Annotated in this window: 11 protein-coding genes and 1 tRNA gene; 9 read left to right on the top strand and 3 right to left on the bottom strand. The window is 68.3% G+C overall.

The genetic code is table 11. The features are described 5' to 3' along the window. The 5 genes from nadD (at position 1) to nagE (ending at position 4186) form a co-directional block, all read left to right on the top strand. Positions 1–597 carry a nicotinate-nucleotide adenylyltransferase gene (nadD, locus tag ITJ43_RS01475; RefSeq protein ID WP_194581442.1) on the top strand — a complete coding sequence of 199 codons (597 nt, stop codon included), beginning with the start codon at positions 1–3 and terminating at the stop codon, positions 595–597. After that, entirely contained in the window at positions 594–1595 is a 1002-nt protein-coding gene (locus ITJ43_RS01480; RefSeq protein WP_194581444.1) for a hypothetical protein, read from the top strand. The genes nadD and ITJ43_RS01480 overlap by 4 nt, the downstream gene beginning before the upstream one ends. Beyond that, positions 1592–1969 carry a ribosome silencing factor gene (gene rsfS, locus ITJ43_RS01485; RefSeq protein WP_194581447.1) on the top strand — a complete coding sequence of 126 codons (378 nt, stop codon included), beginning with the start codon at positions 1592–1594 and terminating at the stop codon, positions 1967–1969. The genes ITJ43_RS01480 and rsfS overlap by 4 nt, the downstream gene beginning before the upstream one ends. A gap of 71 nt (positions 1970–2040) precedes the next feature. After that, positions 2041–2113, top strand: a tRNA-Ala gene (locus ITJ43_RS01490). A 156-nt stretch (positions 2114–2269) separates the two neighbouring features. Continuing rightward, the gene (nagE, locus tag ITJ43_RS01495) at positions 2270–4186 is read left to right on the top strand and encodes an N-acetylglucosamine-specific PTS transporter subunit IIBC (RefSeq protein ID WP_194581449.1); all 1917 of its coding nucleotides are present in this window, start codon (positions 2270–2272) and stop codon (positions 4184–4186) included. A 56-nt stretch (positions 4187–4242) separates the two neighbouring features. Here the strand turns inward: nagE and ITJ43_RS01500 are convergent, their stop codons facing one another. From ITJ43_RS01500 to ITJ43_RS01510, 3 genes are read right to left on the bottom strand one after another with little or no spacing between them, the layout of a single operon-like run. Next, entirely contained in the window at positions 4243–4953 is a 711-nt protein-coding gene (locus ITJ43_RS01500) for an SOS response-associated peptidase (protein WP_194581451.1), read from the bottom strand. Between the two features lie 9 nt (positions 4954–4962). Then, complete coding sequence (locus ITJ43_RS01505; protein WP_194581453.1) at positions 4963–6033, bottom strand: App1 family protein; 1071 nt, start codon at positions 6031–6033, stop codon at positions 4963–4965. A 4-nt stretch (positions 6034–6037) separates the two neighbouring features. After that, entirely contained in the window at positions 6038–6721 is a 684-nt protein-coding gene (locus ITJ43_RS01510) for a DedA family protein (RefSeq protein ID WP_194581455.1), read from the bottom strand. Between the two features lie 85 nt (positions 6722–6806). Between ITJ43_RS01510 and ITJ43_RS01515 the strand changes: the two genes are divergently transcribed. The 4 genes from ITJ43_RS01515 to ITJ43_RS01530 all read left to right on the top strand — a co-directional run bounded on the left by ITJ43_RS01515 (position 6807) and on the right by ITJ43_RS01530 (position 13850). Next, the gene (locus ITJ43_RS01515; protein WP_194581457.1) at positions 6807–8129 is read left to right on the top strand and encodes an anthranilate synthase component I family protein; all 1323 of its coding nucleotides are present in this window, start codon (positions 6807–6809) and stop codon (positions 8127–8129) included. 70 nt (positions 8130–8199) lie between these two features. Then, a complete protein-coding gene (leuS, locus tag ITJ43_RS01520) occupies positions 8200–10782 on the top strand; it encodes a leucine--tRNA ligase (protein ID WP_194581459.1) in 2583 nt (860 codons plus the stop codon). 99 nt (positions 10783–10881) lie between these two features. Continuing rightward, positions 10882–11493 carry a helix-hairpin-helix domain-containing protein gene (locus ITJ43_RS01525; RefSeq protein WP_194581461.1) on the top strand — a complete coding sequence of 204 codons (612 nt, stop codon included), beginning with the start codon at positions 10882–10884 and terminating at the stop codon, positions 11491–11493. After that, the gene (locus ITJ43_RS01530; RefSeq protein ID WP_323741089.1) at positions 11490–13850 is read left to right on the top strand and encodes a ComEC/Rec2 family competence protein; all 2361 of its coding nucleotides are present in this window, start codon (positions 11490–11492) and stop codon (positions 13848–13850) included. Before ITJ43_RS01525 ends, ITJ43_RS01530 begins: the two co-directional genes overlap by 4 nt. Positions 13851–13875 lie beyond the last annotated feature (25 nt).

The following is a 13875-nucleotide window of genomic DNA, read 5'->3' on the forward strand; positions in this document are numbered from 1 at the left end:
ATGACTTCGACGCGCGCCCCACGCATCGGGGTCATGGGTGGGACCTTCGACCCGATCCACCACGGTCACCTCGTCGCAGCGAGCGAAGTCGCACAGTCGTTCGACCTCGACGAGGTCGTGTTCGTTCCCACGGGCATGCCATGGCAGAAAGAGAAGGTAACGGCGGGGGAGCACCGCTACCTAATGACCGTCATTGCGACGGCATCCAATCCACAATTCACGGTCAGCCGCGTCGACATCGACCGCGGAGGACCTACGTACACCATCGATACGCTTCGTGATCTGAAAGCTGCCCGGCCCGATGCCGAGCTGTTCTTCATCACCGGCGCCGACGCGATCGCGCAGATCGTCGGATGGCGCGACCACGACGGCCTGTGGGACCTCGCCCACTTCGTCGCAGTTTCCCGTCCCGGTCACGTCCTCTCCACCGAGGGCCTGCCCGAAGAGGTCGTGAGCCGGCTGGAGATTCCCGCTCTATCCATCTCATCGACCGACTGCCGCGCACGCGTGAAGAAGGGACACCCCGTGTGGTACCTCGTCCCGGACGGCGTCGTCCAATACATTGCGAAGCACCACCTCTACCGGAGCGAGGCATGAGCACACCCGACCAGCCCGATACTCCCCAGCTGACCCGCCGGCAGTTGCGCGAAATGCGCAACACCGCCTCGACGCCGGTGATCACCCCCGAAGAAGCCCAGAAATCTGCCGAAGCTGCAGAGTCGGCGGTACCCGTCGCGGCGCCGCTGCCGCGCGCCGCAGAGCCCGTCGACGTCGCTGAGGCGCCGCCCGCGGCATCCGATGTCGACCTCGAAGCCCACGCGGTGACCCGCCGCGCCGCGCGTCGCCAGGAGCGTCTGCGCACCGCATCCGTTCCGGTCAGCGACGGCACCGTGTCCGCCGCCGGCGCTCCGGCCGAGGTTGCCTCGGAGGTTCCCGCAGAGACGCCCGTCGAGGCTCCTGCGCAACAGGTGGCGGAGGACATCGCCGCAGAGCCGGCCCCGGCGACGGAAACCGAGGCCGACGAATCGGACGCCGCTCCCGCGTTGACGCACGAACCGCTCGCGGAAGTCGATGAACCGCACGACGAACGACCCGTCGTCGCCCCGACCTTCGGCTCGGGTCTGCTCGCCGGCGACGGCGTGGAGTTGGAGCTGCCCGCGTCGTTCGACCAATTGCTCGGGCGGGGGAGCACCGCCACCGGCGCACTCTCCGCGCCGAACGCGCTCATTCTCTCGCAGACGCCGGAGACGGGTTCGTTCGTCTCTCCGGTGACCGCGACCGGTGAAGTGCTCATCACGGGGACGTTCTCGCTTCCCGATTCGTTCGGGTCGACGGGAACGCTGCCCGGCAGCGCGGACAACAAAGAGACGGATGCCGTGCTCGTCGACGGTGAGCTTCCGGCCGCATCGTCGCCGACTCCGATCGCGGCCAGCTCCGCGATCAGCACCATCAAGAGCGCCGAAGACATCATCAAACCACCGGCACCGGAGAAGGGCAGCCGACTCATGCTGGCGCTGGTGATCACCGCCGGCGCGCTCGCCCTCGCCCTCACGGGTGTCCTGATTGTCGCCCTCGTGACGGGAGCCTTCCGATGACCGCTGCTGACAGCACCCGATATCTCGTCGCGATCGCCGCGGCGGCGGCCGAAAGCAAAGGCGCCGAAGACCTCCTCGCTTTCGACGTGTCCGAGCCGCTTCCGTTGGTCGACGTCTTCCTCCTCGCGACCGGCTCGAGCGAGCGCAACGTCGCCGCCATCGCGGATGCCGTCGAAGAAGCCATGCATGAGAACGGTGTCAAGCGCCTTCGTCGCGAAGGACGACACGAGTCGCGATGGGTTCTGCTCGACTTCGGCGACCTCGTGGTGCACGTTTTCCACGAGCAGGAGCGTGTGTTCTACGGGCTGGAACGACTGTGGAAGGACTGCCCGATCGTTGCGATCGAGGCCGTGGCACCCGCGTCGGCAGAGTGAGCCGTGTTCGTCGGCCCCCTCGAGATGTAGTAAGCTTGAGGGGTTGCCGCGAGCGGGAACACAACGAAAACGGGCCTGTGGCGCAGCTGGTAGCGCACCTGCATGGCATGCAGGGGGTCAGGGGTTCGAGTCCCCTCAGGTCCACCGTATGAAGAGCCCGGCCTTTCGGCCGGGCTCTTTTTTCGTGCGGTGTCGCGCCATTCCTGAATGAATGCTGTGTGTTCGCGGGGATCAGCGGTAGCGTCCTTTCGTGGCCCGGCGACAGCTCGAGGCTTTTCGCTCACGGATGGAGTTGCACCGATGAAGTTCTTCCAACGACTCGGCAGGTCGATCATGCTGCCGGTCGCTGTGCTGCCGGTCGCCGCGATTCTCTCCGGCATCTCGTACTGGATCAGTTCAGCAGCGGGCGGCGCGAACATCGTGTCGGCCTTCCTCGGAGCAGCCGGTGGTGCCCTGCTCGACAACATGCCCCTGCTGTTCGCGGTCGGCGTGTCGATCGGCATGGCGAACAAGAGCGATGGCACGTCGGCGCTCGCGGGTCTGGTGTCGTGGCTGACCATCACCACGCTGCTCGCTCCAGCGACCATGCAAAAGCTGCTCGGAATAGGCGAACTCACCGACGTGAATCCCGCGTTCGGCAAGGTGCAGAACGTCTTCGTCGGCATCGTCGCCGGTCTCATCGGGGCGTGGTGCTACAACCGCTTCAAAGACACCAAGCTGCCCGATGCGCTGTCCTTCTTCTCGGGCAAGCGCTCGGTCGCCATCGTCACCGCGGGCCTGTCGCTCGTCGTCGCGGTCGTCCTGATGTTCGTCTGGCCGGTCGTCTACGGCGCTCTGGTCACCTTCGGCGAGTGGATCGCGACGCTGGGTCCGGTCGGTGCCGGTCTCTACGGCTTCATGAACCGGTTGCTCATCCCGACCGGCCTGCACCACGCTCTCAACTCGGTGTTCTGGTTCGACGTCGCCGGCATCAACGATCTGGTCAACTTCCTCAACGGCACCGGCACCTACGGCGTCACCGGCCAGTACATGGCCGGGTTCTTCCCGATCATGATGTTCGGTCTGCCCGGTGCCGCGTTGGCCATGTACCTGACGGCCGACTCGCGGCGCAAGAAGATCACCTACGGCATCATGCTCTCGGGCGCGATCGCCTCGTTCTTCGTAGGTGTCACCGAGCCGCTCGAGTTCTCCTTCATGTTCGTCGCTCCGTGGCTGTACCTGATTCACGCGGTCTTCACCGGCATCTCGGTGATGATCGCGGCAATGCTGCCCACACGACTCGGTTTCGGGTTCTCGGCGGGCTTCATCGACATGGTGCTGCAGTGGACCAACCCGATGGCCGAGAATCCCTGGATCCTTCTGCTGCTCGGTATCGCCTGGTTCTTCATCTACTTCTTCACGTTCTACTTCGTGATCAAACGGTTCAACCTGAAGACTCCGGGTCGTGGTGATGAGCTCGACGAGCAGGATGCCGACAACATCGGCACCAGCCTCTCGGGGTACCACGGCACGGCCGAGAAGTTCATCGCGGCGCTCGGCGGCAAGCAGAACATCATCGACGTCGACAACTGCGCCACCCGCCTGCGGATGGAGATCGCCGACACCAGCAAGGTCGACGAGCACGCGCTCAAGCGTGCCGGCGCTGCCGGCACCATCAAGCCGGGCGGCAACGCCGTGCAGGTCGTCTACGGTCTGAACGTGCAGTTCGTGAAGGACGCGATGGAGGACATCCTGAACGATCGCTTCGTCGGGGCAGAACCCGCAGGCGCGGACACCGCACCGGAACACCGCACCGCCACGCGCGTGGCGCCCGCCGTTCTCCAACTGCGCCAGCCGGTGGCGGGAACGATCGTTGCGTTGTCGCAGGTGCCCGATCCGATGTTCGCTCAGGGAACGATGGGACCGGGGCTCGCCATCGACCCCACCGGCGACACGATCATCGCGCCCGCCGGCGGCACCGTCGCGTCGGTGTTCCCCACCGGCCATGCGATCGGGCTCGCCCTCGCCGACGGCACGGAGCTGTTGATCCACGTCGGTATCGACACGGTGGAGATGAAGGGTGACGGATTCGAGACGCTCGTGAAGGCGGGCGACACCGTCAGCGCGGGCACGCCGTTGATCCGCTTCGACGCCGACAAGATCCGCGCGGCGGGCCACTCCGCGATCACTCCCGTGATCGTGCTCAACAACGAAAGCGCAACCGTCGAGTTCGTCTGATCGAGCGGCGCGCGCGGAGGGGTGGGTGGCAGACAGCCGCCCACCCCTCCCGCGTGTCAGGAAACAGGCGCGATGAGTTCGGGGCCGTTGTTGCGGACGTTTCCGACCGCGCTGCCGACTTCGCGCAGCAGCAGCCCATCGACGAGGGCCGGCGCTGCGTCGACGGTGGCGTCGAGCAGATCACCGACGTTCTCGGTCGTGGGGTCGAGCCAGACATCGGCGTAGTCGGCATCGATGAAAAGTGGCATCCGGGCATGGATCGAGCCCAACTGCCCCACCGCCTCCCGCGTCATGATGGTGAAGCTGAGCACCCAACGGGCGGGGTCGTCCGGTGCCTTTGCGGGGTCTTTCCACCACTCGTAGAGCCCGGCGAAGAACAGGGGAGCGTCGTCGGCAGGGTGCACGTAGTAAGGCGTCTTGGCTCCGTCTTCGGTCTTCCACTCGAAATAGCCGGATGCCGGGATGATCGCTCGACGGGCGATGAGCGCCTGCCGGAACATCGGTTTGTCTTCGACCTCTTCGGAGCGGGCGTTGATTGCCTTCGCACCGATGCCGACATCTTTCGCCCAACTGGGCACCAGACCCCATCGCGCCGCCTCCAGGCGGCGGGTGGGCGGCTCCGTCTTCGCCGAGTCGAGCACGATGGCCACCCGGTCGGTGGGCGCGACGTTGTAGGAGGGTTCGGGAAGGGCGTCACCGACGACGTCGACTCTGAGCACTCCGACGAGTTCGGATCCGGAGCTGCCTACGACGAAACGTCCGCACATGCGGCCAGCCTACGCGGGGCCTCCGACACCGTCTGCGCCGACCTCGACGACGCCGATCTCGGCGAGACGGTCCAGCAGCGCGGCACCATCGTCGCCGGTCACCCAGGGCACTCCTGCCGCCGAATGGTCATCGACCGCGGTACGTCCGCCGGCAAGCACGGCCTCGGCCGACGACAGCCGCCGAATCGCGACAGCAGTGACGTGCTCGGGATGGGCGCTGGTGAACTCCGTGTAGAGCGCATCGTCGTGCTGACCGTCGTCGCCGATCAGCATCCACGTGACCTGGGGGAACTCCCGCGCCAGGCGGCGGAGGTTCTCTTCTTTGTGCGCGCGACCGCTGCGGAACCAACGATCGTGCGTGGGGCCCCAGTCGGTGAGCAGGAGCGCCCCCGGCGGAAAGAGGTGGCGACGCAGGAAGCGCTGCAGCGTGGGGGCGACGTTCCAGGCGCCGGTCGACAGATACACGACGGGTGCTCCGGGGTGATCGCGCACGAGACGCTCCAGGAGAACCGCCATCCCGGGCACCGGTTGACGTGCGTGCTCATCCAGCACGAAGGAGTTCCATGCCGCCACGAGCGGACGCGGAAGAGCAGTCACCATCACGGTGTCATCGACATCGGAGATCACGCCGAATCGCACATCGGATCCGACGATGAACACGCGGGTTTCGAACGGCTCGGATCCCTCGACGCTCATCGTCAACGGCTGCCAGCCGGGCTGCAGACGGGCGGGGAGCACGGTGTCGATCACGCCGCCGCGGTCAGCCACGACGTCGTGACTGACACCGTCGACAGTGACTGTCACGTGGGCATACCCGACCGGAACCGCGGCGAAACTCCGCCATCCGCGCACGCTGGCGTCGTCACCGCGGTGGCGCGCGCGACGACGAGGTCGCACGGTCGGCACGATCAGCACACGGCCGAGGACGCGCACCCAGTCCTCGCCGCCATAGCCGGGGTAAGCCGACACGCTGGGTCGCAGACCGCGCGCGCGGGCGCGGCGCTCGCGCCAGGCGTGAAAGCGGTACTCCAGACGTGCGATCCAGAGCACCTTGACACGCGGTGCGGGTGTGGCGTGCATCGCTTCAGTCTCCCATGCTGCGGGCGGAGTCGCCGTCGGCATCCTCGTCACCGAGGCGCATGTGGCGGGCCTCGCGGGCAACGATGATCCGCTTGGCGAGGTACGCGAGAACGAGGAAGACGACGATCACGCCCACGAAGAGGTAGCCCGCGAAATGCAACCGATCGGCGAGTTCCCGGTACGTGCCGGCGGCGGCGGCCGCCACGCTGACGTACGCGCTCGCCCACACCGCGCACGCGGGCGCGGTCCAGGCCAGGAATCGTCGGTAGGAGAACCCGCTCATGCCCACCGTCAGCGGAACGAGCGAGTGCAGCACCGGCAAGAATCTCGAAAGGAAGATCGCGGGGCCCCCACGGCGGCGGAGGTAGAGCTCGGCGCGCGTCCAGTTGTCCTCGCCGATGCGGCGCCCGAGACGGGAGAAGCGGATGCGCGGGCCCAGCCATCGCCCGAGCCAGAAGCCGATACTCTCGCCGATCAGTGCGCCCAGCACGACGACGAGAACGAGGATCACGCCCTCGGTCACCGACCCGACGGCCGTGGAGACGACGATCACGACGGTGTCACCGGGCACGATCAGCCCTACGAGCACGCTCGTCTCCAAGACGATCGCGATGCCCGCGAGAACCGTGCGAAGGACGGGGTCCACACTCTGCACGGAATCGAGCAGCCAGGTGAGGAACTCGTTCACGTCCTCAGCCTAGGCGTGAGCCGGTTGTGCGCACGCTGTGCACGGCCCGTGGGATGCGCCGCCCGGCGCGGTCTAGCCTGAGAGGATGCCGCCGAGCGTCGCCTGCTACCCCGTGCCGTGGACGGATCCGGCGGTGATCTTCGCCGGCGGGTGGGGCGACCAGGACAACGTGTTCTGGCTCGATGCCGGGCCGGGGGCGACGGAGGGCTTCAGCTGGATGGGCACCGGCACGCCACACGATCGGGCGCCGCGAGACGTCGTGCTGACGGCATCCGCCGACGAGCAGTCGGTACCCGGCGGCTTTGTCGGCGGATGGGTGGGATGGGCGGGGTACGACGACGCCGCCGCGGCGGCGGGAGCGCCCGCAGCATATGCGGCCGGGGACGGACCTGCCCAGCTCTGGTTGCAGGTCGAACGTGTCATCGCGTTCGACCACGATGCGGGTGCCTGCTGGGTGATTGCCGAGCCGGCGGACCTTCCGGCGGCGGTCGCCGACCTCGAGCGCTGGCGTCACTCCGCTGCCCGCGTCGATGTGCTCCTCGCGCCGAACCCGGTCCTCCCGACCGCCACGGTGCTCGCACGTCACACGCCGCATCAGTACCGCGCACTCATCGAGCGCTGCCGCGAGGCGATCCGCGCGGGTGATGCCTACCAGTTGTGCCTCACCACCCGATTCGACGTCGCGGCATCCGCGCCGTTCGATCCCGTCACGACCTACCTGGCCCTGCGTACACGCCTCCCCGCCCACCACGGCGGGTTCATCCGCAGCAGAGCGTTCGCGCTCCTCAGCGCGAGCCCGGAGCGTTTTCTCGACGTGGACGGTGGCGTGGTGCGCACGCGGCCCATCAAGGGGACGCGGCGGCGCGGCGGGAGCGACGCCGAAGACGCCGCCCTCGCGCAAGAGCTCGTCGACAGCGTCAAAGAGCGCGCGGAGAACGTGATGATCGTCGACCTGATGCGCAACGACCTGCAACGCGTATGCCTGCCGGGTTCGGTGAGCGCGGAACGGCTGCTGGAGGTGGAATCGTTCTCGGCCGTGCATCAGCTGGTCAGCACGGTCAGCGGTCGCCTGGCGCCCCGAACGACGGTGGGCGACCTGCTCGACGCGGCTTTCCCGGCGGGCAGCATGACGGGCGCGCCGAAACTGTCCGCGATGACGATCCTCCACGGCCTCGAAGCCGCGCCGCGGGGGATCTACGCGGGATGCTTCGGCTGGGTCGGCCGCGACGGTCGTGCCGACCTGGCGATGACGATCCGCTCGATCGTGCTGCACCCGGGCGGCGCCTACGTCGGCGCAGGCGGCGGCATCACGTGGCTGTCGGAGCCCGACGCAGAAGTGGCGGAGGTCGGCATCAAAGCCCGCGCTCCGCTGGCGGCACTGGGTGCCGCCCTGCCGCCGGGATGGTGAGACGGGTCCGCTAACCTGGAAGCACGCCTCACGGGCGTTCCCGAGTTTCCAGATTGGTCTTTCCCTTCTCATGAGCAGCCCCACAGATATCGCCAGCGCCGCCGAGAACGGCCCGTACGACGTGCACGCCGTGCAGGAGAAGTGGCAGCGACTCTGGGCGGAGAAGGACCCGTTCCGCGCCGGCGGCGCCGAAGACACGCGCCCCCGCAAGTACGTTCTGGCGATGTTCCCGTACCCCTCCGGCGATCTGCACATGGGCCACGCAGAGAACTATCTCTACTCCGACATCGTGGCGCGCTTCTGGCGTCACCGCGGCTACAACGTGCTCAACCCCATCGGGTGGGACAGCTTCGGATTGCCGGCGGAGAACGCTGCCATCAAGCGCGGAATCGAGCCCCGCGGGTGGACCTACGGCAACATCGCCCAGCAGCGCTCCAGCATGCAGCAGTACGGCGTCTCGTTCGATTGGTCGCGAGTGCTGCACACCTCCGATCCCGAGTACTACCGCTGGAACCAGTGGCTGTTCCAGCGCTTGTACGAGAAGGGACTCGCATACCGCAAGGACGCGCTCGTCAACTGGGACCCGGTGGACCAGACCGTGCTCGCCAACGAGCAGGTACTGCCCGACGGCACGTCCGAACGCAGCGGTGCCGTGGTCGTGAAGAAGAAGCTGACGCAGTGGTTCTTCCGCATCACCGAGTACGCCGACCGTCTGCTCGACGACCTCAACCAGCTGGAAGGCTTCTGGCCGCACAAGGTGCTGCAGATGCAGCGCAACTGGATCGGCCGGTCGGTGGGCGCCGACATCGACTTCGAGATCGAAGGCCGCGTCGAGAAGATCACCGTCTTCTCGACGCGCCCCGACACTCTGCACGGAGCAACCTTCATGGTCGTCGCTCCCGACTCCGACCTGGCGGCGGAGCTGGTGTCCTCGGCATCCCCGGAGGCGCGCATGCGCTTCCAGGATTACCTCGACACCGTGCAGAAGACGAGCGAAATCGACCGGCAGACGGCCGACCGGCCCAAGACCGGTGTGTTCTTGGAGCGGTACGCGATCAACCCGGTCACGGGGGAGCGGCTGCCGATCTGGGCGGCCGACTACGTGCTGGCCGGCTACGGTCACGGTGCGGTCATGGCCGTACCTGCACACGATCAGCGCGACCTGGACTTCGCTCGCGCGTTCGACCTGCCGATCAAGGTCGTCGTCGACACGACGGCGCCCGTGACCGGCGCGATCCCGGTGATCGAACTGGATGCCGAGGGAGTGCCGATCGATCCGGGCCCCGTCGGGCTTGAGGAGATCGACCCCGCTGTCACCGGTGTCGCGCTCACCGGCGACGGGCGGATGACCAACTCGGGCCCGCTCGACGGTCTGAGTAAGCGCAATGCCATCGCGCGCGCCATCGAGCAGCTCGAAGCGGCCGGCACCGGCCGTGCCGCGAAGACGTATCGTCTGCGCGACTGGCTCATCTCGCGCCAGCGCTACTGGGGCACGCCTATTCCGATGGTGCACACCGCGGACGGGCGCATCGTTCCCGTTCCGGACGAGCAGCTGCCCGTGGAACTGCCCGCGATGGAGGGGCTCGACCTCACCCCTAAGGGCTCTTCGCCCCTGGGCGCAGCAACCGGCTGGGTCGAAACGGTCGATCCAGAGACGGGCGAGCCGGCCCTGCGCGACCCCGACACGATGGACACGTTCGTCGACAGCTCGTGGTACTTCCTGCGGTTCCTCTCGCCCGGCGATGCGTCGCAGGCGTTCTCGTCGAAGGAAGCAGACCGGTGGGGTCCGGTGGACTTCTACATCGGCGGCGTGGAGCACGCGATCCTGCACTTGCTCTACGCACGCTTCGTCACCAAGGCCCTCTTCGACATGGGTCTGGTGGAGTTCACCGAGCCGTTCTCGAACCTCATCAACCAGGGCATGGTCATCCTCGACGGCGCCAAGATGAGCAAGAGCAAGGGCAACCTCGTGCTCTTCCAAGACGAGCTGAACGCGCACGGCGCCGATGCTCTGCGCGTCGCCCTGGCGTTCGCCGGACCGGTGGAAGACGACAAGGACTGGAGCGATGTCTCGACCACGGGCGCCGCGAAGTTCCTTGCCCGCGCCTGGCGGATCGCACACGACGTGTCAAGCGCTCCCGACGTCGTGTGGGCCGAGGGCGACCCGGCGCTGCGTCGCGTGACCCATCGCCTGTGGGCCGACGCTCCGGCGCTGGTCGAGCAGACGAAGTTCAATGTCGTGGTCGCGCGTCTGATGGAACTGGTCAACGCGACCCGTAAGACGATCGATGGACCCGCGGGCGCGAGCGACCCGGCCGTCCGGGAGGCGGCGGAGGCGATCGCGATGATCCTGGACCTCTTCGCGCCCCACACCGCGGAGGAGATGTGGGAACAGCTCGGTTACGAGCCGTTCGTCGGTCTCGTCGCATGGCGCCAGCCCGACCCCACGCTCCTGGTGGAGGAATCTGTCACCGCCGTCGTGCAGATCGACGGCAAGGTGCGCGGCACCCTCACGGTTGCGGCGCGCATCTCCGCCGACGAACTGGAGGCCCTCGCCCGCGCGGATGAGAAGGTCGTCCGATCGCTCGGTGCTCGCGAGATCACCCGTGTCGTCGTGCGCGCACCGAAGGTCGTCAGCTTCACCACCGCGTGAGTCGGGCGCGACTCCTCCCCACCGGTGGAGTCGCGTCGGCTGTCCACCGATGCTCGTGCAGCGCCGCTGAGGCGACGAGCCGCGTGGCACCGTGTGCGAGTGAGTTCGTCTCCGCCCGTCGATGTCACGCGGTCAGCCGCTGACGTCCACCGCGCCCGGCAAAGGCGCATCGGCACGGGCGCGGCGATCGTCCTGGTGTTGGCCGTCGCCGCGATCGCCGTGGGCATCGGGGTGGTGCGCACCACGGCCTCTCCCGCCGCATCGGTCAGTATTGCCGTCGACGACAGCGCTGTCCCACCGCTCTACGTGCATGTGTCCGGTGCGGTCGCCCATCCGGGACTGTATCGGCTCGACGACGGCGCACGCGTCGTGGACGTGATCGCAGCGGCGGGTGGTCTCAACGACGACGCCGACGACGCGGCGGTCAACCTCGCGCGGCCTCTGAGCGATGGCGAGCAGCTGCGCATTCCGGTTCGCGGCGAGACGGGTCCGTCCGGCGTCCCGACAGGGCAGAGCGACGGGCGGATCAATCTCAATACCGCGGATGCCGCGGCGCTCGATACCCTGCCGCGTATCGGTCCCGCTCTGGCCGCGCGGATCATCGCCTGGCGTGAGGAGAACGGGCGCTTCACAAGCGTCGACGATCTCCTGTCTGTGCCAGGCATCGGCGACAAGATGATCGCCGGGTTGCGTGAGCTGGTGACGCTGTGACAGCGCCTGCGGTCGCGACCATCGCGGTGGGAGCCAGGACGAGTGGCCGTCGCCTGCGTCGTCGAGACGCGCGCCTCGTCCCGGTCGCCGCCGTGGCATGGATCGCCGCCGGTGCATTCACCGTTCATGCGGGGATGTCCGGCACCGTCGCCGCCCCGTTGTGGATCTCGGCGGCGGCCTCCATCGTGACGGCGATCGTCTTTCGACGCCCGAGCTCAGGGGCGGCGCGCACGCGCGCCGTCGCTGTTGTCGCCGGCGTCAGTCTCGCCGTCGCCGCGGCCGTCGCCACGAACATTGCCGCCGCCGAACCGGATCGGGCGCGCGTCGCGAGCGCCGAGATCGCCGGAGGACGGGCGCTGAGCGTCGAGGCGACAGTTGTCGGCAAGATCGAACGAGGTGCCGCCGGCTGGCGGTTCGACGCCGTCATCGAGCGCCTCACGTACGGCGACACCGTGATCGTCGCGCCGGTGCCGGTGCTGATCCGCACCACCGACGTGCCCGACGGGCTCGATCTGGGTGCCCGCGTGCGGTTGCCAGCGACCGCATGGCGAGCGGAGGCGGGCCAGCGCGCCGTGTTGATCGTGGATGCCGCGAGCACGCCCGAGCTCATTTCCCCGCCCGGCGGCGTTCTCGCGGGCGCGTCTGCACTGCGCCGAGGTCTCACCGATGTCACGGAGGGGCTACCCGATCCCGGCGGGGGTCTGATCGGCGGGCTCGCCGTGGGGGACACCTCCGCCGTCGCGGCCGACCTGGACGACGCGATGAAGGCCTCGTCGCTGTCGCACCTGACCGCGGTGAGCGGCGCGAACTGCGCACTCGTGGTCGGCATCGCGTTCGGCATCGCCGCGCTATGCGGCGCTCGACGCGGCATCCGGGTCATCATCGGCCTGTCCGCGCTGGCGGCCTTCGTCGTGTTGGTCTCGCCCGAACCGAGTGTGGTGCGGGCGGCGGCGATGGCGGCGATCGCCATGCTGGGCGTGTTGTTGGGACGCGCCGGAGCGGGGCTCTCCCTGCTGGGCGCGGCGGTCATCCTGCTGCTCATCCTCGATCCGTGGCTGGCGTGGTCGCTGGGGTTCGCCCTCTCCGTCGCGGCGACCGCGGCGCTGCTCGTCGGCGCTGGACCGATCGCAGACGGCCTCGCGCGCTGGATGCCGCGACCCCTCGCGCTGGGCTTGTCAGTGCCTCTGGCTGCGCAGCTCGCCTGCGGCCCGCTCATCGTCCTCATCGCCCCGCAGGTGTCGCTCTACGGCGTGATCGCCAACGTGCTCGCCGCTCCGGCCGCACCGGTCGGCACCGTGCTCGGGCTTGCGGCGTGTGTGACAGCCGGCATCCCTCTGGTGGGCGCAGGACTCGCGGCGCTCGCATGGCTTCCCTCCGCCTGGATCGCCGGGACCGCGCTCACGATCTCCGCGATCCCCGGCAACGCGGTCTGGTGGCCGGAGGGCCTCGGCGGACTCATCGCCCTCGTCGTCGTGAGTCTCGCCCTCACGGTGCTCATCCTCCGCACGCGGCGGCGATGGCGGATCGCGGCCGGCCTCGTGCTGGTGTGCACCGTTGCCGTCGGACTGGGCCTCGGGCCGGTGAGTGATATCGCCGAGCGCGCCCGTCTGCCCGCCGCATGGAGCATCGCCGCCTGCGATATCGGCCAGGGCGATGCGGTGGTGATCCGTTCCGCGGACCAGACCGCGGTCATCGACACCGGACCGGATCCGGCAGCGCTGGGCGCCTGCCTCGACACGCTCGGCGTCCGTCGACTCGACCTCCTCGTGCTGACGCACTTCGACCATGACCACGATGGCGGGTCATCGGCTCTGGCGGGGAGGGTGGCAACCGTGCTGCACGGCCCGACGGGCGCACCCGACGACGAACCAACGCTGCGGCGGCTCGCCGACGGCGGGGCACGGCTCGTGCCGACGACTGCCGGGATGACCGGACGGCTCGGCAACGCCAGCTGGCGGGTGCTGTGGCCGCGCAAAGACACCGCTGCCGGCAACGACGGCAGTGTCGTCGTCGACATCACCGGACCCGACGTGCCCACCGCACTGTTTCTCGGTGATCTGTCGGCCAGCGGTCAGCAGCGAATGGCCGCGCAGGCGAACCTTCGTGCGTCCTATGCCGTCGTGAAGGTCTCGCATCACGGCAGCGCCGATCAGGATCCGAACCTGTACGCGCGACTGCACGCCACCGTTGCACTCGTGTCGGTCGGGCAGAACACGTACGGCCACCCGCGCGCCGAGACTTTGACGATGCTGTCCGCCCTGGGCGCGCGCATCGATCGCACCGATCAGGAGGGGCTTGTCGTGTTATGGCGGGAAGGTGACGCGTTGCGGGTGTGGCGCGAGAAGCAGCCGCCGTGAGCGCAGTCTCGGGCGCGGGCGCGAA

Origin of the sequence: Microbacterium sp. VKM Ac-2870, from assembly GCF_015350795.1 — a bacterium.
Taxonomy (GTDB): Bacteria; Actinomycetota; Actinomycetes; order Actinomycetales; family Microbacteriaceae; genus Microbacterium.

What these genes read in the sequence shown, in the direction of transcription:
- ITJ43_RS01505 (WP_194581453.1), bottom strand. Translation starts at nt 6,033, where the DNA reads ATGCACGCCACACCCGCACCGCGTGTCAAGGTGCTCTGGATCGCACGT.
- rsfS (WP_194581447.1), top strand. Translation starts at nt 1,592, where the DNA reads ATGACCGCTGCTGACAGCACCCGATATCTCGTCGCGATCGCCGCGGCG.
- ITJ43_RS01515 (WP_194581457.1), top strand. Translation starts at nt 6,807, where the DNA reads ATGCCGCCGAGCGTCGCCTGCTACCCCGTGCCGTGGACGGATCCGGCG.
- leuS (WP_194581459.1), top strand. Translation starts at nt 8,200, where the DNA reads ATGAGCAGCCCCACAGATATCGCCAGCGCCGCCGAGAACGGCCCGTAC.
- ITJ43_RS01500 (WP_194581451.1), bottom strand. Translation starts at nt 4,953, where the DNA reads ATGTGCGGACGTTTCGTCGTAGGCAGCTCCGGATCCGAACTCGTCGGA.
- nagE (WP_194581449.1), top strand. Translation starts at nt 2,270, where the DNA reads ATGAAGTTCTTCCAACGACTCGGCAGGTCGATCATGCTGCCGGTCGCT.
- ITJ43_RS01480 (WP_194581444.1), top strand. Translation starts at nt 594, where the DNA reads ATGAGCACACCCGACCAGCCCGATACTCCCCAGCTGACCCGCCGGCAG.
- nadD (WP_194581442.1), top strand. Translation starts at nt 1, where the DNA reads ATGACTTCGACGCGCGCCCCACGCATCGGGGTCATGGGTGGGACCTTC.